Annotated in this window: 22 protein-coding genes; 14 read left to right on the forward strand and 8 right to left on the reverse strand. The window is 73.8% G+C overall.

Features of this window, described 5'->3' with window-relative positions:
• Positions 1–146: 146 nt before the first annotated feature.
• Both ACFOYX_RS22225 and ACFOYX_RS22230 read right to left on the reverse strand, forming a co-directional pair.
• Positions 147–1157, reverse strand: coding sequence for an ABC transporter permease subunit (locus ACFOYX_RS22225; protein WP_322441667.1), 1011 nt, complete (start codon positions 1155–1157; stop codon positions 147–149).
• Complete coding sequence (locus ACFOYX_RS22230; protein WP_109800436.1) at positions 1154–2173, reverse strand: ABC transporter ATP-binding protein; 1020 nt, start codon at positions 2171–2173, stop codon at positions 1154–1156. Before ACFOYX_RS22230 ends, ACFOYX_RS22225 begins: the two co-directional genes overlap by 4 nt.
• A 125-nt stretch (positions 2174–2298) precedes the next feature.
• On the opposite strand from ACFOYX_RS22230, the gene ACFOYX_RS22235 reads away from it, so the two are divergent.
• Together ACFOYX_RS22235 and ACFOYX_RS22240 are read left to right on the forward strand one after the other, a co-directional pair.
• A complete protein-coding gene (locus ACFOYX_RS22235) occupies positions 2299–3141 on the forward strand; it encodes an ABC transporter ATP-binding protein (RefSeq protein ID WP_377534320.1) in 843 nt (280 codons plus the stop codon).
• Positions 3142–3154: 13 nt separating this feature from the next.
• Positions 3155–4054 carry a ribokinase gene (locus ACFOYX_RS22240; RefSeq protein ID WP_322441665.1) on the forward strand — a complete coding sequence of 300 codons (900 nt, stop codon included), beginning with the start codon at positions 3155–3157 and terminating at the stop codon, positions 4052–4054.
• 30 nt (positions 4055–4084) lie between these two features.
• Here ACFOYX_RS22240 and ACFOYX_RS22245 read toward each other — a convergent pair whose 3' ends face one another.
• Together ACFOYX_RS22245 and ACFOYX_RS22250 are read right to left on the reverse strand one after the other, a co-directional pair.
• Positions 4085–4813, reverse strand: a complete 729-nt coding sequence (locus ACFOYX_RS22245) for a hypothetical protein (RefSeq protein ID WP_322441664.1) — start codon at positions 4811–4813, stop codon at positions 4085–4087.
• Positions 4814–4854: 41 nt separating this feature from the next.
• The gene (locus ACFOYX_RS22250; protein ID WP_322441663.1) at positions 4855–5337 is read right to left on the reverse strand and encodes a DUF6232 family protein; all 483 of its coding nucleotides are present in this window, start codon (positions 5335–5337) and stop codon (positions 4855–4857) included.
• A gap of 272 nt (positions 5338–5609) precedes the next feature.
• Between ACFOYX_RS22250 and ACFOYX_RS22255 the strand changes: the two genes are divergently transcribed.
• Positions 5610–5891: a hypothetical protein gene (locus ACFOYX_RS22255; protein WP_322441662.1), complete on the forward strand. Its 282-nt coding sequence runs from the start codon at positions 5610–5612 to the stop codon at positions 5889–5891.
• On the opposite strand, the gene ACFOYX_RS22260 is transcribed toward ACFOYX_RS22255, so the two are convergent.
• Positions 5837–6355 (reverse strand): DUF6232 family protein, encoded by a 519-nt coding sequence (locus ACFOYX_RS22260; protein WP_322441661.1) that lies wholly within the window; start codon positions 6353–6355, stop codon positions 5837–5839. The two genes, ACFOYX_RS22255 and ACFOYX_RS22260, sit on opposite strands and share 55 nt — an antisense overlap.
• A gap of 98 nt (positions 6356–6453) precedes the next feature.
• Between ACFOYX_RS22260 and ACFOYX_RS22265 the strand changes: the two genes are divergently transcribed.
• The 4 genes from ACFOYX_RS22265 to ACFOYX_RS22280 all read left to right on the forward strand — a co-directional run bounded on the left by ACFOYX_RS22265 (position 6454) and on the right by ACFOYX_RS22280 (position 10888).
• Entirely contained in the window at positions 6454–7227 is a 774-nt protein-coding gene (locus tag ACFOYX_RS22265) for an enoyl-CoA hydratase-related protein (protein ID WP_322441660.1), read from the forward strand.
• 105 nt (positions 7228–7332) lie between these two features.
• The gene (locus ACFOYX_RS22270; RefSeq protein ID WP_322441659.1) at positions 7333–8955 is read left to right on the forward strand and encodes an acetolactate synthase; all 1623 of its coding nucleotides are present in this window, start codon (positions 7333–7335) and stop codon (positions 8953–8955) included.
• 149 nt (positions 8956–9104) lie between these two features.
• A complete protein-coding gene (locus ACFOYX_RS22275; RefSeq protein ID WP_322441658.1) occupies positions 9105–10079 on the forward strand; it encodes an ATP-binding cassette domain-containing protein in 975 nt (324 codons plus the stop codon).
• Positions 10076–10888: an ABC transporter permease gene (locus tag ACFOYX_RS22280; protein WP_322441657.1), complete on the forward strand. Its 813-nt coding sequence runs from the start codon at positions 10076–10078 to the stop codon at positions 10886–10888. The genes ACFOYX_RS22275 and ACFOYX_RS22280 overlap by 4 nt, the downstream gene beginning before the upstream one ends.
• Positions 10889–11060: 172 nt before the next feature.
• Here ACFOYX_RS22280 and ACFOYX_RS22285 read toward each other — a convergent pair whose 3' ends face one another.
• Genes ACFOYX_RS22285 through ACFOYX_RS22295 form a run of 3 tightly spaced genes read right to left on the reverse strand, consistent with a single transcriptional unit; the run spans position 11061 to position 12194 of the window.
• Positions 11061–11483, reverse strand: a complete 423-nt coding sequence (locus ACFOYX_RS22285; protein ID WP_322441656.1) for a PLD nuclease N-terminal domain-containing protein — start codon at positions 11481–11483, stop codon at positions 11061–11063.
• 28 nt (positions 11484–11511) lie between these two features.
• The gene (locus tag ACFOYX_RS22290; RefSeq protein WP_322441655.1) at positions 11512–11811 is read right to left on the reverse strand and encodes a DUF202 domain-containing protein; all 300 of its coding nucleotides are present in this window, start codon (positions 11809–11811) and stop codon (positions 11512–11514) included.
• Positions 11808–12194 (reverse strand): YidH family protein, encoded by a 387-nt coding sequence (locus tag ACFOYX_RS22295; RefSeq protein ID WP_109800618.1) that lies wholly within the window; start codon positions 12192–12194, stop codon positions 11808–11810. Before ACFOYX_RS22295 ends, ACFOYX_RS22290 begins: the two co-directional genes overlap by 4 nt.
• Before the next feature lie 41 nt (positions 12195–12235).
• Between ACFOYX_RS22295 and ACFOYX_RS22300 the strand changes: the two genes are divergently transcribed.
• The 7 genes from ACFOYX_RS22300 to ACFOYX_RS22330 all read left to right on the forward strand — a co-directional run bounded on the left by ACFOYX_RS22300 (position 12236) and on the right by ACFOYX_RS22330 (position 19703).
• A complete protein-coding gene (locus ACFOYX_RS22300; protein WP_322441654.1) occupies positions 12236–13033 on the forward strand; it encodes a GNAT family N-acetyltransferase in 798 nt (265 codons plus the stop codon).
• A gap of 2 nt (positions 13034–13035) precedes the next feature.
• Positions 13036–13440 carry a hypothetical protein gene (locus ACFOYX_RS22305; protein WP_109800616.1) on the forward strand — a complete coding sequence of 135 codons (405 nt, stop codon included), beginning with the start codon at positions 13036–13038 and terminating at the stop codon, positions 13438–13440.
• 385 nt (positions 13441–13825) lie between these two features.
• On the forward strand, positions 13826–14605 hold the full coding sequence (locus tag ACFOYX_RS22310; protein WP_322441653.1) for an electron transfer flavoprotein subunit beta/FixA family protein: 780 nt from the start codon (positions 13826–13828) through the stop codon (positions 14603–14605).
• 11 nt (positions 14606–14616) lie between these two features.
• Entirely contained in the window at positions 14617–15576 is a 960-nt protein-coding gene (locus tag ACFOYX_RS22315) for an electron transfer flavoprotein subunit alpha/FixB family protein (protein ID WP_109800614.1), read from the forward strand.
• Positions 15577–15932: 356 nt separating this feature from the next.
• The gene (locus tag ACFOYX_RS22320; RefSeq protein ID WP_322441652.1) at positions 15933–17108 is read left to right on the forward strand and encodes a cysteine desulfurase family protein; all 1176 of its coding nucleotides are present in this window, start codon (positions 15933–15935) and stop codon (positions 17106–17108) included.
• A 36-nt stretch (positions 17109–17144) separates the two neighbouring features.
• Positions 17145–18218, forward strand: coding sequence for a tRNA 2-thiouridine(34) synthase MnmA (gene mnmA, locus ACFOYX_RS22325; RefSeq protein WP_322441651.1), 1074 nt, complete (start codon positions 17145–17147; stop codon positions 18216–18218).
• Positions 18219–18698: 480 nt separating this feature from the next.
• Positions 18699–19703 carry a methionine synthase gene (locus ACFOYX_RS22330; protein ID WP_322441650.1) on the forward strand — a complete coding sequence of 335 codons (1005 nt, stop codon included), beginning with the start codon at positions 18699–18701 and terminating at the stop codon, positions 19701–19703.
• Positions 19704–19708 lie beyond the last annotated feature (5 nt).

Genomic DNA, 19708 nt, shown 5'->3' on the forward strand with positions numbered 1-19708 from the left:
CGGCCGCCGGGGCGCCCGGCCGGTGCCGTCGTCGGTGGCGCCGCCATGTGAAGGAATTCTTCACGAGTGGTTTGATCTCTGCAAGGAGTTGCCGGGCGCGGAACGGCCCCCGCCGCCCGGACGGGAGCGGGGGCCGTTCGCGGCGGTCAGATCAGGTCGCGCCGGCGGAACGCGGCGAACGCGGCCACCACCAGCGCCGCCGTCAGACCGAGCAGCACCGTCAGCCCCGGCCGCCAGCTCATGACGTAGAAGCCGTCGCAGAAGCCGGAAGTGTCGCCCTGGCAGGCGTGGCTGTCCCAGAACCGGGCCTCCCCGGCAAGCCAGGCGCCCACATAGCTGGAGAGCATCCACTGGTCCGGGCGGGCCGCCCCGACGATCTGCAGCACCAGCCGGGCGCCCAGCTCCCACACCACCAGGTACGCGGCCACGACGCCCAGCGCCGCCGACGTGTGCCGGCCCAGCGTGGCGATCGCGAAGCCCAGCGCGGCGGTCAGCAGCACCAGCACCAGACCCCGCCCGTACGTCGCCCCCAACGATCGCCAGAACTCGCCGTCCAGCCGCCCCGGCAGGCCGGCGGTCTGCGCGATCAGCCAGAACACGGCCAGGTACGCCGCCGACGCCACCGCCGAGAGCACCAGCAGCGCGCCGAGCAGGGTGCCCAGCTTCGCGCCGAGCACCGTCCCCCGGCGGGGCCGCCAGAGCAGCAGGTTCACCACCCCGCCGGAGTTCAGGTCCGCCCCGATGTACGACGCCCCGACCAGGAAGCCGAAGAGCATCAGGAACGCGACGAGGAAGTAGAGCAGCGGGCGGGCCTGGTCGGCGAAGGTGAAGACGCCGCTGAGGAAGTCCCCCGCCACCGGCACATGCTCCATCCGGACCGGATCGATCTCGCTGCAGTCCCCGGGGACGTAGTCGCTCTCCTCCGGCGCGAGCGTTCCCGCCTTGATCCGCAGGCACCGGTCGTGCGCCGCCTCCATGCTGCTGCGCTGCTCGGCGGCCTGCGCCTGGGCCCGGCTCATCTCGTCCGGGGTCGGCCGGTGCGACCCGGCGAGCGTGGTCGCGGCGGTGACCGCGAACGCGATCAACAGCAGCACCACCATCAACTGCACGAAGCGGCGCGCGGACAGCCGCTCCAACTCGGCACGGACCAGCTTCACGCCCCCACCTCCCGGTTCTCGCGTGCGTCGAGGTCGATCAGCATGTCGTCCGGCTCGGCGTCCGGCGGGACCGAGCCGTCCAGCTGGCGGGGCACCGCCGGGTGCGGCGTGGTCCCGGTCAACTCGAGGAAGACGCTCTCCAGGTCCGGCCGGAGCGGGACCAGCTCGCGTACCCAGAGACCCTGCTCGCCCAGCGTGCGACTGATCAGCTCCGGCTCGTCCACCCCGGCGACCAGCAGGTGGTCGGGGTGGTCGGTGACCGCCAGCCCGAGCGCCCGCAGCAGCTCCGCCGCGCGCTCCGGCTCGGCCACCCGGACCTGCCACTCGTGCTGGTCGAAACCGGCGAGCACCTCCTCCACCGGCCCGGCCGCCACCCGGCGCCCCCGGCTGATGATCGTCACGTGGTCGCAGATCAGCTGGATCTCGGCCAGGATGTGGCTGGAGAGCAGCACCGTCACGCCCGCCGCCGAGAGCGACCGCATCAGGTCCCGCATCTCCCGGATCCCCGCCGGGTCCAGCCCGTTCGCCGGCTCGTCGAGGATCAACAGCTCCGGGTTCTTCAGCAACGCCGACGCCACCGCCAGCCGCTGCTTCATGCCCAGCGAGTAGCCCTTGACCCGCTCGTCGCCCCGATCGCGCAGGCCGACCTGCTCCAGCACCTCGTCCACCCGGCCGGTCGGCACGCCCCCGGCCACGGCGAGCAGCCGTAGCGTCCGGTGGGCGGTGAAGTTGCCGAAGAACTGCGGGCTCTCCACGATCGCGCCGACGCGGCCGGCGACCTCGGGCAGCCGCTCCGGCGCGGACGCCCCGAGCACGCTCATCCGGCCGCTGTCCGCCCGCACCAGACCCAGCAGGGCGCGCAGGGTGGTGGTCTTGCCCGAACCGTTGGGCCCGAGGAAGCCGTGCACCTGGCCGGCCTCGACCAACAGGTCGAAACCGTCGACGGCGACCCGATGCCCGTGGCGGAGCGTGTGGAAGGTCTTACGGAGACCGTCGATCTCGATGACCGCGCTCATCCGTGCGGCTCCTGACAGGGCATGGACCTTCCTCCGGGTAGGTGACCAACGACACGGCGCCTCACCTTATGGCGGCGGCGCCGCCCGTGGGGGGCAGCTCGCGCGGTGCGTGATTGGATGGACCGGTGACTGGTGACCTGATCCCCGGCGCCGCCGGCGCCCCCGCCGCCCCCTCGACCGTGGACACGGATCTGGTGGTCAGCCTCGACGGGGTCGGCGTCAGGCGGTCCGGCAGCGCGTTGCTGCACGACGTCGACTGGCGGGTCGAGCTGGACGAGCGCTGGGTGGTGCTCGGGCCGAACGGAGCCGGGAAGACGACCCTCCTCAGCCTCGCCGCCGGGCGGCTGCACCCGACCACCGGCGCCGCGTACGTGCTCGGCGAGCGGATCGGCCGGACCGACGTCAACGAGCTGCGGATGCGGATCGGCCTCTCCACCGCCGCGCTGGCCGAGCGGGTCCCCGCCGAGGAGCGGGTCAGCGACGTCGTGGTCACCGCCGCCTGGTCGGTGGTGGGCCGCTGGCGGGAGAGCTACGACCGCACCGACGAGGCCCGCGCCCGGGCCCTGCTCGGGCAGCTCGGCATCGGGCACCTGGCCGATCGCGCGTACGGCACGCTGTCGGAGGGGGAGCGCAAGCGGGTGCAGATCGCCCGCGCGCTGATGACCGACCCCGAGCTGCTGCTCCTCGACGAGCCGGCCGCCGGGCTCGACCTGGGCGGTCGCGAGGACCTGGTGGCCCGGCTGGCCGAGCTGGCGTACGACCCGGACGCCCCGGCGCTGGTGCTGGTTACCCACCACGTGGAGGAGATCCCGCCGGGCTTCACCCACGCGTTGCTGCTGCGCGAGGGCGGCGTGGTGGCGCAGGGTCTGCTCGCCGACACCCTCACCGCCGACAACCTCTCGAAGACCTTCGGCCTGCCCCTGGTCGTCGAGCGTTCCGCCGACCGCTGGACCGCCCGCGCCGCCTGAGGAAGGAACCACCGTGCAGCAGACCCGGGTGGCCGTGGTGGGCAGCGCCAACATGGATCTGATCGGCACCGCGCCCGCGCTGCCCCGGCCGGGGGAGACCCTGCTCGGCACCGACTTCGTCATGCTTCCCGGGGGCAAGGGCGCCAACCAGGCGATCGCCGCCGTCCGCGCCGGCGCGTCCTGCGTCTTCCTCGGCGCGATCGGCTCGGACGCCTTCGGGGTCACCCTCAAGGCCCGGATCACCGCCGCCGGGGTGGACACCGGCCAGCTCCGGTTGGTGTACGGGGCCTCCGGCGTGGCGCTGGTCATGGTGGGCGCCGAGGGGGAGAACGCGATCCTGGTGACGCCCGGCGCCAACGGGGCCTTCGTCGGGCTGACCGACGGCGAGCTGCACGCCGTACGCGAGGCGGACGTGCTGGTCGCCCAGCTTGAGGTGCCGGTCGAGACGGTGACCGAGGCGGCGGTCGCGGCCCGGGCGGCCGGCACCCGGGTGATCCTCAACGCGGCGCCGGCGCGGCCGGTGCCGGCGGAGCTGCTTGCCGCGGTGGACCTGCTGGTGGTCAACGAGACCGAGGCGCGGGCGCTCACCGGCCGGGGCCGGGACGAGCCGGCGGCGCTGCTCGACCTGGTGCCGCGGGCGGTGCTCACCCTCGGCGCCGAGGGCGCCTGGTACGTCGACCGGGACGGCCGGTCGGTGCACGTCCCGCCGGTCAAGGTCGAGGCGGTGGACTTCACCGCCGCTGGTGACGCGTTCACCGCCGCCCTGGCCGTCGCCTGGGGCGAGGGGCGTGAACTGGTCGACGCGGTGCACTGGGCGGCGGCGGCCGGGGCGGCCTGCGTACGGCGGCTCGGCGCCTCGGTGGCGTTGCCCCGCCGGGTCGAGATCGACGAGCTGTACGTCCCGCCCGTCTGACCCGCCCCGCCGCCCCGATCCGCGAGGCGGTCAGGCGGCCGGTTCGTCGGCGAGCCGCTCACCCCGGCGGCGCAGCATGCCCAGGCCGGGGATGCCGGCGACGGCCAGCTTGAGGTCGCGGGTGACGTCGAGCAGGTCGTGCAGGTCCGGGCCGACCCGGTCCAGGGTGGCCAGGATCGGCAGGACGTCCGCGGTCAGGTGCTCCTTGAGCTTCGGCAGCTCGTCGATGAGCCGGATCGCCGCGGTCACCTCCTCGTGGCTGAGCTGTTCGACGAACCGGGTCGCCATCGGCGCGGCCCGGCGCAGCGCCGGCTCGTACGCGGCCAGCAGGTCGGCGGCGGTGCCGGCGGCCTCCTCGGCGGCGACCACCGTGCCGGCGGCCCGCCCGGCCACGGCGTCCGCCTCGGCGACCAGCGTGCCGGCGGCCCGGGCCACCCGCTCGGCGTCGCCGACCACCACGGCGGCCGCCGCGGCGACCTCGGTGGCGGTCTCGATCGCGCCGGTGGCGGCGGCGCTGATCACCGCGACCTCGCGGACCGCCGTCTCCGCGTCGGTGAGCACCCGGTCGGTGTGGTCCAGGGTGCCCTCGATCCGGTCCACCACCCCGTTGATCCGGCGCAGCAGCGCCTCGACCTCGTCGAGGACCGCGAAGGCGCGGGCCGGTACGGCGGCGAGCGAGGCGGCCGAGCCGAGGGCCTGGTCCAGGGCGGAGCGGGTGAGGCCGACGACCGCGCCGGGCCGGGGGAGGGGAATCGCCATGTTCCCCAGTGTGCGTCGGCGGCGCCAGGAGCGCCGGGTCGTCATCGACGGTCGCCCTGCTGTTCGACGGCGCGCTGCACGGCCCGGTAGATCTGCCCGAACCGTAGCGCGTCCGGCGTGCGGAGCAGCATCACCTCCCGCCCGTGGTGCTGCACCCACAGCTCGTGCACCCGGTTGCCGCGTTCGTAGGAGCGGTCCAGCCAGCCGAGCGGCAGCTCCAGGAAAGGGGTGAGGACCAGGCCGCCGACCACGAAGGCAGCCAGGATGACCAGCGCGAGCTTCCAGTTGCCGCGGTCCTGCGCGGCCCAGGCCAGCGAGACCACGCAGACCAGCGCGACCAGCGGCGGCAGGGACAGGAGCACGACCAGGACCCCGCGTCCCAGGACGCGGCCGCGGACCGCCAGGGTGGTCGCGCCCCGGGCGTGCCAGACGTACGCCACGTCGGCGAGCGCGATGACGTGCCCGCCGGCGTGGATGGATTCGGAGGTGACCTGTACCGCGTCGTCCCGGTAATAGAGGGTCATCACTAAGCCTAACCATCCGCCGACAACCACGGATGGCGTCGGCCCGCAGGGTCCGCCGCCCTCGGCCGGTCGGCCACCAGATGTCCTGCCTGGACGCTACGAAGCTGATGTCGTGGATGAATCACGGCCCCCTGGTGGTGCTCGCGGGGCCGCCCCCACGGGCGATTCACGGACGTCATCAGCTTCGTAGCGTCCAGCGGAGAGTGCGCGGTGCGCAGCCGTTGCTGCCGGTGGGGCGGCGTGGCGGCGTGGCCGGCGTACGGTCGGGGCGCATGGGGGACGACGAGCGGGAGCGCAACGTCGAGGTGGTCCGGCGGTACCTGCGGACCTTCGTCACCAAGGACCTCGCCGAGCCGGCCGAGCTGGTCGCCGAGGACGTGCAGATCTACGGCTCCGGCACGGCGGTGCAGGGCCGGCACTACGTCGAGGGCGCCGTCTCCTCGCCCGGCCTGACCGTGCTCGACCAGCGGATCGTCCAGTTCTGGGGCGAGCAGGACACCTACGGCCTGCTGGGCGGCCTCGGGCTGCTGCCGGACGAGCCGATCGCCTTCTGACGGACGGGGGTCGGCGCAGACTCCATCGCCCGCTGCACGGCCCGGTAGATCTGGCCGAAGCGCAGCGCGTCGCCGGTGCGCAGCAGTCGCACCGGGTGGCCGCGCCAGCGGGCCCACATCTCCCATTGCCGGGCGCCCCGGGCGTACGAGCGGTCCAGGTGTTCGAAGAGGAAGTCGGCGAGCGGCCCGACCCCGAGCCCGACCAGCACCGACGCCCCGACGATGGCGAGCGTGACGGTCGGCGAGCGGTGCAGCACGACCGCCAGCCCGACGCCGAGCAGGGCGGCGACCAGCGGCCCGGCCAGCGCGGCGCCGATCGCGCCCCGGCCGGCGAGCACCCGCCAGGAGCGGCTGCCCCGCCGGTGCCACACCATGCTGAGCTCCGCGAGCGGGAAGGTCCGGCCGTCCACCCGGATGGCGGTGGAGGTGACCTGCACCGACCTGTCGTCGTAGTACGTGATCATGGCCTGACTCCCGGTGGCGGGGCGGACACCAGACTACTTACCCCAACGACCCGGGTCGTAAGGTTGGCACGCGACTTCGACGAGGAAGTGAGGGCAGCGTGGGCGAGTTCGTTCGGCTGGAGACCAAGGACGGCATCGGCACCATCCGGCTGGAGCGGCCGCCGATGAACGCGCTGAACACCCAGGTGCAGGAGGAGTTGCGCGCCGCCGCGGCCGCCGCCACCGCCGACGCGGAGGTCCGCGCGGTCATCGTGTACGGCGGGGAGAAGGTCTTCGCCGCCGGCGCGGACATCAAGGAGATGGCCGACATGTCCTACGTGGACATGGCGGAGCGGGCCGCCGACCTGTCCAGCGCGCTGGGCGCGATCGCCCGGATCCCCAAGCCGGTGGTCGCCGCGATCACCGGGTACGCCCTCGGTGGCGGCTGCGAGCTGGCCCTGGCCTGCGACTGGCGGGTGGTGGCCGAGGACGCCAAGCTCGGCCAGCCGGAGATCAAGCTCGGCATCATCCCGGGCGCGGGGGGCACCCAGCGGCTGGCCCGGCTGGTCGGCCCGGCCCGCGCCAAGGACCTGATCATGTCCGGCCGGATGGTCGACGCGGAGGAGGCGCTGCGGATCGGCCTGGCCGACCGGGTGGCCCCGGCCGCCGAGGTGTACGACACCGCCGTCGCGCTGGTGAAGCCGTACCTTGCCGGCCCGGTGCAGGCCCTGCGGGCGGCCAAGCAGGCCGTCGACGGCGGCCTCGACATGGACCTCAACTCCGGCCTGGCCTGGGAGAGCCAGCTCTTCGCGGCGCTCTTCGCCACCGACGACCGGCGCGAGGGCATGGCCGCGTTCGTCGAGAAGCGCAAGCCGGGCTTCACCGGCCGCTGAGCCGGTCCGGGTCGGCGGCGGAGAGCCGCCGACCCGAGAGCGGTTCACATTCCGCCTACCGGCCAGTAGCCTGTGACACCGGTCATGTGACGAAGGGAAGCGGCGATGACGGAACGGGTCGAGGGTCACGGCGGAGAGTTGGCGCTGGCGGCGCTGCGCGCGCACGGCGTACGGGAGATGTTCACCCTCTCCGGCGGGCACGTCTTCCCGCTCTACGACGCCGCGCACAAGACCGGCTTCCCCATCTACGACGTCCGGCACGAGCAGTCGGCGGTCTTCGCCGCCGAGGCGGTGGCCAAGCTCCAGCGCCGGCCCGGCCTGGCCGTGCTCACCGCCGGCCCCGGCGTCACCAACGGCGTCTCCGGCCTGACCAGCGCGTTCTTCAACGCCTCCCCGGTGCTGGTGCTGGGGGGCCGGGCCCCGCAGTTCCGCTGGGGCTCGGGCAGCCTCCAGGAGATGGACCACCTGCCGCTGGTCGCCCCGGTCACCAAGCACGCCGAGACGGTGTTCAGCGCCGACGACATCCCGCGCGCGGTCACCGCCGCCCTCACCGCGGCGCTCACCCCGCACCGCGGCCCGGCCTTCCTCGACTTCCCCCTGGAGGCGGTCTTCTCGGTCGGCGACGCGGAACTGCCGGCGGTGCCGCCGATCGCCCCGATCGAGGCCGACCCGGACGAGGTGGCGAAGGCCGGCGGCCTGATCGCCGCCGCCGGCCGACCGGTGATCATCGCCGGCTCCGACGTGTACGCCGGCGACGCGGTCGACGCCCTGCGCGCCGCCGCCGAGGCGCTCGCAGTGCCGGTCTTCACCAACGGCATGGGGCGCGGCGCGCTGCCGCCCACCCATCCGCTCGCCTTCGCCAAGGCCCGCCGGGTCGCGCTCAAGGGTGCGGACGTGGTCGTGGTGATCGGCACTCCGCTGGACTTCCGGCTCGGCTTCGGCGACTTCGGCGACGCCAAGGTCGTACACGTCGTCGACGCGCCCAGCCAGCGCGCCGGGCACGTGCAACCCGCCGCCGCCCCCGCCGGCGACCTGCGGCTCATCCTCACCGCGTTCGCTGAGCACCCCGGCGACCGGGCCGACCACGCCGACTGGATCGCCCAGCTCCGGGTCGCCGAGGACGCCGCCAAGGTCCGCGACGCCGAGGAGATGGCCGCCGAGACCGACCCGATCCGGCCCGCCCGGATCTACGGCGAGCTGCGCAAGGCCCTCGCCCCCGACGCCATCACCATCGGCGACGGCGGCGACTTCGTCTCGTACGCCGGCCGCTACCTGGAGCCGGCGCAGCCCGGCACCTGGCTCGACCCCGGCCCGTACGGCTGCCTCGGCACCGGCATGGGCTACGCGATGGGCGCCCGGGTCAGCCACCCCGACCGGCAGATCTGCGTGCTGATGGGCGACGGCGCGGCCGGCTTCTCGCTGATGGACGTCGAGTCCCTGGCCCGCCAGCAGCTCCCGGTGGTCATCGTGGTCGGCAACAACGGCATCTGGGGCCTGGAGAAGCACCCGATGCGGGCCATGTACGGCTACGACGTCGCCGCCGACCTCCAGCCCGGGCTGCGCTACGACAAGGTGGTCGAGGCGCTCGGCGGCGCGGGCGAGACGGTGGAGAAGGCCGCCGACCTCGCCCCGGCCCTGACCCGCGCGTTCGACTCCGGCGTGCCGTACCTGGTCAACGTGCTGACCGACCCGGCGGACGCGTACCCCCGCTCGTCGAACCTGGCCTGACCCCGACCCTGCCACCGCCGTCGCCGGGTGACCGGCGGCGGCGGTCGTTTTTCTGTTCGCAGCAAAATCAGCGGAATGTCAGCGGGTGTCGACGTAACGTCAGCGCCGTCGCTCATCGTGGGGTGGCCAGCGATACGACGGGAGTTCCGATGACATACGCGATCCAGGCGGAGGGTCTGGTCCGCCGCTTCGGCGCGACCACCGCCCTCGCCGGAGTCGACCTCGCCGTCCCCACCGGGACGGTCTTCGGTCTGCTCGGGCCGAACGGGGCGGGCAAGACCACCGCGGTACGGGTGCTCGCCACCCTGCTCGCCGCCGACGAGGGGCACGCCACGGTGGGCGGGTACGACGTCCGCCGCGATGCCCACCGGGTCCGCCAGCTGATCGGCCTGACCGGCCAGTACGCCTCGGTCGACGAGACGCTGACCGGCACCGAGAACCTGCTGCTGATCGGCCGGCTGCTCGGGATGCGCCGGGCCGACGCCCGGGTCCGCGCCCGGCAACTGCTCGCCGACTTCCAGCTCAGCGACGCCGCCGACCGGGCGGCCAAGACGTACTCGGGCGGCATGCGCCGCCGCCTGGACCTGGCCGCCAGCCTGGTGGGCCGGCCGCAGGTGCTCTTCCTCGACGAGCCGACCACCGGGCTCGACCCGCGCAGCCGCAACGAGCTGTGGGACATCGTCCGGGGCCTGGTCGCCGACGGGGTGACCGTGCTGCTGACCACCCAGTACCTCGAGGAGGCCGACCTGCTGGCGAGCGAGATCGCCGTGGTCGACCACGGCCGGGTCATCGCCCAGGGCACCCCGGAGGAGCTGAAGGCCAAGACTGGCGGGCAGATCCTGACGGTCCGGCCGGCGGACGCCGGCGACCTGCCGACCGTGGTGTCCATCGCCGCGGAGGTCGCCGGGGGGACCCCCGAGGTCGCCCAGACCACCGTCACCGTGCCGGTGAACGACCCCGGCGTGTTGCCCGCCGTGGTGCGCCGGCTCGACCAGGCCGAGATCACGATCGCCGAGCTGGCCCTGCGCGGCTCCAGCCTGGACGAGGTCTTCCTCTCCCTGACCGGCCACCGGGCCGAGCAGGACGGCCGCTCCGACGTTGAACTGGAAAGGATTCCCGCATGACCGCCGCCACCCTCACCGCGGCCCCGCTGGCCCCGGCCCGCCGGCCGGGCCTCGCCGCCGGGCTGCGGCACACCCTCACCCTGGCCTGGCGCAGCCTGGTGCAGATCAAGCACAACCCGATGGAGCTGCTCGACCTGAGCATCCAGCCGGTGATGTTCGTGCTGCTCTTCACGTACGTCTTCGGCACGGCGATCTCCGGCTCCCCGGGCGACTACCTGCAGTTCGCGTTGCCCGGGATCATCGTGCAGAACGCCCTCTTCGCCACCATGACCACCGGGTTCGGGCTCAACAACGATCTGACCAAGGGGGTGTTCGACCGGCTGCGCGCACTGCCGATCGCCCGCTGGTCCCCGCTGGCCGGCCGGATCCTCGCCGACACGGTCAAGCAGGCGTGGTCGGTGTCGCTGCTGGTCGGGGTCGGTGCGATCCTCAGCTTCCGGCTGGGCAACGGGGTGGTCGGCCTGCTCGGCGCGTTCGTCCTGCTGCTCGCCTTCTCGCTGGCCGCCTCGTGGATCTCGGTGCTGGTCGGCGTGCTGGTCAGCGAGCCGGAGAAGGTGCAGATCTTCGGCTTCATGGTGATCTTCCCGCTGACCTTCACCAGCAACGTCTTCGTACCTACCGACCGGATGCCGGGCTGGCTGCAGAACTGGGTCGAGGTCAACCCGGTGACCATCCTCGCCGACGCGCTGCGTGGCCTGCTGGTCGGCGGCCCGGTGGCCGGGCCGGTCGTCCAGTCGCTGATCTGGGCCGTCGTACTCGCCGCCGTGTTCGCCCCGCTCGCCGTGCGGGCGCTCAAGCGTCGAGTGTGAGCCGGACCGCCTCCGCGGCGGTCTCCAGCCGGGGACGGTCCAGCACCGAGTGGGCCGCCCCGGACCCCGGTCGCCGTGCCGAGCAACCGGACGGCGGCGGCCACCCACGGATCGGGGTCGGTGCGGAGCCCGTGGAACCTCCCCGGAGGTGAGCTGGAAGTTCGCCGGTCGACTAGACCTCGGGACGGTCCTGCTCGCGGGGCGAGCCGTCCTCCCGGCGGCGCAGTTCCTCCTCGCGGCGGCGCAGGTCGTCCTCCCAGCGGCGGAAGAGCTCCTGATCCTGCTGCCGGGACCGCTCCCCGAGGGACGACAGGAACGCCGGGTCGTCGTCCGGCGCCACCTGCCGGCGACCCCGGTCCCGCTCCGAGAAGCCGTTGCCCATCGGCCAGGCGGTCCGGGCGCGGCCGGGGCCCGACTCCCGACCGGCGACGAACCAGGCGATCGACCCGACCAGCGGGAAGATCAGGATGATCAGCACCCAGGCGATGCGGGGCAGGGCGCGGATCTCGCCCTCCTCGGCGGAGAGGCAGCTGATCAGCGCGCAGATGCCGAGCACGACCTCGGCCAGGAAGAGAAGCCCGTAGAGGCGAACCATGTCGGACATCATGGACCACCGATGCCGTTCAGCGCAGCCCGCGTACCACCATCAGCACGCCGAGCGCGGCGAACCCGGCGGCGGCCAGCGCGGTCAGCGGGAACGACCAGCGCTGGGCCCGGCGCGGCCCGGCGCCGGTGGCCCGGCGCCAGTTCAGGGCGAGAGTGCCGAGCCAACCCACCACCGCCATGCCGGCCAGCAGCTCGCCGGCCAGGTCGCCGGTGAGCGCGAGCCGGACCATCAGCACGGCGACCGCGGTGAACGCCAGCAGGGTGCGGCGCCAGGCCAGCCGGGTCCGCTCCGGCTGCAGCCCGGGGTCGCCGGTCACCCGAGCGCCCGGGCCAGCACCGCGATCACCAGCAGCAGGGCGCCGAGGGCGACGCAGAGGGCCAGCACCGCCGGGAAACGGGACGCCGGCAGCTCCTCGCCGAGCCGGATGGCCCGTTCGGTACGCGCCCAGTGGTCGACCGCCCGGACGGCGACCGCCCCGCCGAGCAGCAGCAGCGCGATGGCGATCACCTCGCGCAGGTGGGTCACCGGCAGCGGCGGCAGGAACTGGGCGGCGGCCAGCCCGCCGGCGATCAGCGCCAGCCCGGTGCGCAGCCAGGCCAGGAAGGTCCGCTCGTTGGCCAGGGAGAAGCGGTAGTCGGGCCGGCTGCCCACCGACCGCATCTCACGCGGGTCGAACCACCGCCTGATCACCTCCCACACGTCGTCGATTATCCGCTTTGCCCGATGAATAGCCTGGGGGGATGACCGATCTTGACGCGCGGACCCTGCGCGACGCCTACGACAGCCAGCTCCGTCCGGAGATCCCGGATCCGTTGCCCGCCGGGGTAACCGTCGAACGGGACGGCCCGCTGGTCCGGATCCTCGGCCTGGACCAGCGCGGCTTCCTCACCTACCGCACCCTGGACGGGCTGGCCGGCGCGGAGCTGGACGTGTTGATCGCCCGGCAGGTGGAGTTCTTCCGGGCCCGGGGCGAGGGCGTGGAGTGGAAGCTCAACGGCCACGACGAGCCGGCCGACCTGGGTGACCGGCTGCGCGCCGTCGGTTTCGTCCCCGAGGACCAGGAGACCGTCGTGGTCGGGCCGGTCGCGGCCCTCGCGGGCGCCGTCCCGGTCCTGCCCGCCGGGGTACGCCTGCGCGAGGTCACCTCCCACGAGGACCTCCTGCGGATCGCCGCGATGGAGGAGGCGGTCTGGCACAGCGACCGGAGCCACCTGGTGACCGGGCTGGCGAAGGAGATCGAGGCCGACCCGCAGTCGATCACGATCGTGGTGGCAGAGGCGGGGGAGACCGTGGTCAGCGCCGGCTGGATCCGCTACCCGGCCAACACCGGCTTCGGCACCCTCTGGGGCGGCTCGACCCTGCCCGAGTGGCGGCGGAAGGGCATCTACCGGGCGCTGGTGGCGCACCGGGCGCGGCTGGCCGAGCAGCGCGGCCGGACGCTGCTCCAGGTGGACTGCTCGGAGGACAGCCGGCCGATCCTGGAGCGGCTCGGGCTCGTAGCGGTCACCACGACGACCCCGTACGTCTACACTCCGTGATCATGGAGCGGTTGACGGCGGACGAGCGGCTCACCCTGAAGACGGGGGCGTTCGGCGCCGTCTTCCTGGTGTCGAATGCCGAGGCCGGGATGTTCGCGATGATCCGGGAGAGCATGGCCGCGTCCGGCGCGCTGGCCGACGCCGGCGGCGTGGTGAAGGAGGCGCTCAGCGTCGGCCCGCTGCCGCAACTGCCCCGGGACTCCGCGCTGGAGATCGAGGCGGTGGTGCTGCCCGCGCTGACCCGGGCGGTGGCGATCCTGCGGGAGAAGTCGCCGGAGGAGGTCGAGGCGTACCGCTCGGTGGTGCTGACCGCGGCCGGCCGGGTGGCCGACGCGCACCGGGGGGTGGCGCCGGCGGAGGCGGCGGTCATCGACCGGATCAGGGCCGCGCTGGATGGGCCGGCCTGACCGCGGCCACGGACCAGAGGGCGCGGACGGTGCTCCGGACGCAGCGGTCCCGGACCCGTCCGCAGGCGCAGCGGTAGGTGTCGGGAAGCATCCGGCGGCAGGATCGCCGGGTGCCCTCCGCGCCCTCCGCTCGGCGTCGATCGGCCGAACCGCTGATCTCGGACATTTCCGTCACCTCCCGATTCGGGAGTTTACCCGTCGCTGCGGTCCTCGGTGAGCTGTGTCACTCTGAGGCCCCGGGAGGGCGATGCTACTTGCGGGTAACATTGCGCCGTGGGCAACTGCACAGCAGCCCGCGGTTGACCGACCGTTAAGTCACGCGGGAGGCTGCGCCCGAGACCGGGCGAGTGATCGCAACACCAAACAGGAGGGTCGTCGAAGCGCGATGAACATCGTCGTACTCGTCAAGCAGGTGCCCGATTCGGGCGCGGACCGCAACCTGCGTTCTGACGACAACACCGTCGACCGCGGCTCGGCGAACAACGTCATCAACGAGATGGACGAGTACGCCATCGAAGAGGCGCTGAAGATCAAGGAGGCGCACGGCGGCGAGGTCACCATCCTGACCATGGGTCCGGACCGGGCGACCGAGTCGATCCGCAAGGCGCTCTCCATGGGTCCGGACAAGGCCGTGCACGTCGTGGACGACGCCCTGCACGGGTCCTGCGCCGTGGCCACCTCGAAGGTGCTCGCCGCCGCGCTCGGGCAGCTCAACGCCGACCTGGTGATCTGCGGCGCCGAGTCCACCGACGGCCGGGTCCAGGTCATGCCGCACATGATCGCCGAGCGGCTCGGCGTCGCCGCCCTCACCGGCGCGCGCAAGCTCACCGTCGACGGCGCCACGCTGACCGTCGAGCGGCAGACCGAAGAGGGCTACGAGGTGGTCACCGCCTCGACCCCGGCCGTGGTCTCCGTCTGGGACACCATCAACGAGCCGCGCTACCCCTCCTTCAAGGGTATCATGGCCGCCAAGAAGAAGCCGGTGCAGACGCTCTCCCTGGGTGACCTCGGCGTCGCCCCGACCGAGGTGGGCTTCGACGGCGCGACCAGCGCCGTGGTCGAGCACACCAAGCGCCCGCCGCGCTCCGGCGGCGCCAAGATCACCGACGAGGGCGAGGGCGGCGTCAAGCTGGTCGAGTTCCTCGCCACCGAGAAGTTCGTGTGAGAGGTCTGGACATGGCTGAGGTTCTCGTCGTCGTCGAAGCCACCAAGGAATTCGGCGTCAAGAAGGTCACCCTGGAGATGCTCACCCTCGCCCGCGAGCTGGGCACCCCCAGCGCGGTCGTGCTCGGCGGCTCCGGCGCCGCCGAGGCGCTGAGCGCCAAGCTGGGCGAGTACGGCGCGGAGAAGATCTACGCCGCCGAGGGCGCGGAGATCGACGGCTACCTGGTGGCCCCGAAGGCCACCGTGCTGGCCGAGCTGGTCAAGCGGGTGCAGCCGGCCGCCGTGCTGCTCGCCTCCGCCCAGGAGGGCAAGGAGATCGCCGCCCGGCTGGCCGTCAAGCTGGACAACGGCATCCTGACCGACGTGGTCGGCCTCGACGCCGACGGCACCGCGACCCAGGTCGCCTTCGCCGGCTCCACCATCGTCAAGTCCAAGGTCACCAAGGGCCTGCCGCTGGTCACCGTCCGGCCGAACTCGGTCAACCCGACCCCGGCCCCGGCCACCCCGGCCGTCGAGCAGCTCACCGTCGCCGTCACCGACGCCGACAAGCTGGCCAAGGTCGTCGACCGGGTCGCCGAGCAGAAGGGCTCCCGCCCCGAGCTGACCGAGGCGTCGGTCGTCGTCTCCGGCGGTCGCGGTGTCGGCAACGCCGACAACTTCAAGCTGGTCGAGGAGCTGGCCGACCTGCTCGGCGGCGCCGTCGGCGCGTCCCGCGCGGCCGTCGACTCCGGCTTCTACCCGCACCAGTTCCAGGTCGGCCAGACCGGCAAGACCGTCTCCCCGCAGCTCTACGTCGCGCTGGGCATCTCCGGCGCGATCCAGCACCGGGCCGGCATGCAGACCTCGAAGACCATCGTCGCCGTGAACAAGGACGGCGAGGCACCGATCTTCGAGCTCGCCGACTTCGGCGTGGTCGGCGACCTGTTCAAGGTCGTCCCGCAGGCCGCCGAGGAGATCCGCAAGCGCAAGTGATCTGCACGGTCACGAGAGAGCCGCCGTCCGAGGTTCCGGACGGCGGCTCTCTCGCGTGTTGCGGCCCTTCCGTGCAGCGGAAGGGAGCTGATCGGCGGGCCGGGGAGCTGAGCCGGCCCGCCGATCAGCCCGTCAAGGTGCCCCTCAGCAAACTGTCGCCGGAGTGGGCGGGCTCGTTGTCGTACTGCTCGGCGGAGACGTCGACCACCGAGTACGTCCCAGCGTACCGACCGCCAACATCCGCCTCGTCTCGGGATCGGTCAGCCGGACCTCTGAGTACCCCGGAACCCTCGGGAGATTCGCGGCGGCACTCCGGCATCCGGCGGGTCCGGTCTCGGCCGTTAGGCTGAACGGTGATGGCTTACCTGGATCACGCGGCGACGACCCCGATGTTGGACGAGGCACTCGAGGCGTACGTCGCCACCGCCCGCGAGGTCGGCAACGCGTCGTCGCTGCACGCGGCGGGCCGGCGTGCCCGGCGGCGGGTGGAGGAGTCCCGCGAGCGGGTGGCCGCCGTGCTCGGCGCCCGTCCCTCCGAGGTGATCTTCACGGGGGGCGGCACGGAGAGCGACAACCTCGCGGTGAAGGGCATCTTCTGGGCCCGTCGCGCGGCCCGCGGCGACCAGGTCCGGGTGGTCTCCAGCGCGGTCGAACACCACGCGGTGCTGGACGCGGTGGACTGGCTGGCCGGGCACGAGGGCGCCGAGGTGGGCTGGCTGCCGGTCGACGCCGCCGGCCGGCTCGACCCGGACCGGCTCCGCGCCGAGCTGGCCGCGCACGGCGACCGGGTCGCCCTGGTCACCGCGATGTGGGCCAACAACGAGGTGGGCACCGTGCAACCGGTGGCCGACCTGGCGGCGGTCGCCGCCGAGCACGGCGTGCCGTTCCACACCGACGCCATCCAGGCCGTCGGCCAGGTACCGGTGGACTTCGCCGCGAGCGGCGTGGCCGCGCTGACCGTGACCGGGCACAAGCTCGGCGGCCCGGCGGGGGTCGGTGCGCTGCTGCTGGCCCGGGACGTCGCGGCCACCCCGCTGCTGCACGGCGGCGGCCAGGAGCGGGACGTGCGCTCCGGCACCCTCGACACCGCCGGCATCGTGGCGTTCGCGGTGGCTGTGGAGGCCGCGGTGAAGGGCCAGCAGGAGTACGCCGCCCGGGTGGCCGCGCTCCGCGACGAGCTGGTCGAGCGGGTCCGGCGGGCGGTGCCCGAGGTGATCTTCAACGGCGACCCGGTCGACCGCCTCCCCGGCAACGCGCACTTCTCCTTCCCGGGCTGTGAGGGCGACGCGCTGCTGCTGCTCCTCGACGCGCAGGGCATCGCCTGCTCGACCGGTTCGGCCTGTTCCGCCGGGGTGGCCCAGCCCTCGCACGTGCTGCTGGCGATGGGCGCCGACGACGACCGGGCCCGCTCCTCGCTGCGCTTCACCCTCGGCCACACCAGCACCCGCGCGGACGTCGACGCCCTCATCGCCGCCCTCCCGGCGGCGGTGGACCGGGCCCGCCGGGCCGCCGCCCTCCGCACCCCGCGCTGACCCGGATACGCTCGGTGGGGTGAAGGGAGTGGGCTGGTGAGGGTTCTGGCGGCGATGTCGGGCGGGGTGGACTCGGCCGTGGCGGCGGCGCGGGCGGTGGCGGCCGGGCACGACGTGACCGGGGTGCACCTGGCGCTGGCCCGCAACCCGCAGACCTACCGCACCGGCGCCCGCGGCTGCTGCACCCTGGAGGACTCCCGGGACGCCCGGCGGGCCGCCGACGTCATCGGCATCCCGTTCTACGTCTGGGACATGGCCGACCGCTTCCATGAGGATGTGGTGGACGACTTCGTCGCCGAGTACGCCGCCGGTCGTACCCCGAATCCCTGCCTGCGCTGCAACGAGAAGATCAAGTTCGCCGCGGTGCTGGACCGGGCCGTGGCCCTGGGCTTCGACGCGGTGGTCACCGGCCACCACGCCCGCCTCGGCCGCGACGGCCTGCTGCGACGCAGCGTCGACGTGGCCAAGGACCAGTCGTACGTCCTCGCGGTGCTGACCCGCGCGCAGCTGGACCGGTCGATCTTCCCGCTCGGCGACTCCACCAAGGCCGAGGTCCGCGCGGAGGCCGCCCGGCGCGGCCTCGCGGTGGCCGACAAGCCCGACTCGCACGACATCTGCTTCATCGCCGACGGCGACACCCGCGGCTTCCTCGCCCAGCGGCTCGGCGAGGCCCCCGGCGACGTGGTCGACGCGGTCAGCGGCGCCGTGGTCGGCAGCCACACCGGCGCCTACGCCTACACCGTCGGCCAGCGGCGCGGCCTGCACCTGGACCGGCCGGCCCCGGACGGCCGCCCCCGCTACGTGCTCTCCATCACCCCGAAGACCAACACGGTGACCGTCGGCCCGGCCGAGGCGCTGGAGGTCTCCGAGGTCCGGGCGACCCGGCCGGTCTGGACGGGTGGCGAGCGGCCCACCGCGCCGGTGGAGTGCGAGGTGCAGTTGCGGGCGCACGGCGACGTGGTGCCCGCCACCGTCGAGGTCTCCGCCGACGGGCTCGCCGCCGAGCTGCGCCGCCCGGTCCGCGGGGTCGCCGCCGGCCAGGCCATCGTGGCGTACCGGCCGGACCCGGCCGGGGACGTGGTGCTGGGTTCGGCGACCATCACCGGCTGACCGCCTCCGGGCCGGCTGCCCCGGACGGCCATCGAGGTGGGTGCCGCCCTGCGGCGCCTTGCTCCGACCCGCGGCGCCTTGTTCCGGGCGGCGATACCTCGCTCCGGGCTTTGGCGGTCGGGCGGCGGCCCGTCACCGGGCCGATCGGCGACGCCGATGCGCGCCCACCGCCCGGCGGGATACCCCCGCACCACGCTACGAAGCTGATGTCGTAGCTGAATCAGACCCGGGGATGCGACCCGCGGCGACAGATTCTCCGCCGAGTAGTTGAGGACGGCCGATCCGTTGACGTCATCAGCTTCATAGCGTGGCTGGCGATGCTGCGGGCCCCGGACCTGCCGGCCGTCGTGCTGGTTCGCAGGGACCTTGCCGGCCGGGGCCAGCATGCGGCAGGGGCCGCCGTCGCCCGGTAGGGGCGAGCATCCGGCGGGGAGCGCCGTCCCGTCGGGCAGGGGCCGGCGCAGCGGATAGTCTTCGCGCGTGACTGATCACGCATGGCCCTGGCCCGCCGGGGCGGCGACCGGCATCGGCTCGCTGCCCGGCACCGACATCGCCGAGGCGCAGCGGATCGTGCTCGGTGAGCTGCCCGCCTTTCCCCACCTGCCCGAGCTGCCCGCCCGCGGTCCGGGCGCCGACCTGATCGGCCGCACCGGCGGCCTGCTGGTCGAGCTGCCCGTCGAGCTGTACGCGGCCCGCTGGCGGATCGCCCCGCGCCCCGGCAAGGACCTGCGGCGCGCCCGTGACCTGATGGAACGCGACCTCGACCAGCTCGCCGAGCAGGCCGAGGCGTACGCCGGACCGGTCAAGGTGCAGGCCGGCGGCCCGTTCACCCTGGCCGCCGCGCTGGAGCTGCCGATCGGCGGCAAGCTGCTGCGCGATCCCGGCGCGGTGCGGGATCTCACCGGGTCGCTCGCCGAGGGGCTGCGCGGGCACGTCGAGGCGGTACGCCGGCGGCTGCCGGGCGCGTCGGTGCTGCTCCAGCTCGACGAGCCGTCCCTGCCGGCGGTGCTGGCCGGTCGGGTGCCGACCGAGAGCGGCTTCGGCGCCCACCGGGCCGTGGAGTCCGAAGTCGCCCGCACGCTGCTGGGCACCGTCATCGAGGCGGCCGGGGTGCCGACCGTGGTGCACTGCTGCGCCCCGGACGTGCCACTGGAGCTGATCCGGACCGCCGGGGCGGTCGGGGTGGCGCTGGACGTCGGCCTGATCACCGACCTGGATCCGCTCGGCGAGGCGATCGACGCGGGGCTCGGGCTGCTGGCCGGAGCCGCGCCGACCCTGCCGCCGCCCGCCGGTCGCGCGCTGACGTCCACCCAGGTCGCCGACCGGGTACGCGAACTCTGGGACCGCCTCGGCTTCCCGCGCCGCCGGCTCGCCGAGCAGGTGGTGGTCACCCCGGCCTGCGGCCTCGCCGGGGCCACCCCGGGCTACGCCCGCGCGGTCCTCACCGCCTGCCGGGACGCCGGCCGCCGGCTGTACGAGGAGTGAGGTTT

Origin of the sequence: Micromonospora sp. GCM10011541, assembly GCF_042650725.1 — a bacterium.
Classification (GTDB): domain Bacteria; phylum Actinomycetota; class Actinomycetes; order Mycobacteriales; family Micromonosporaceae; genus Micromonospora; species Micromonospora sicca.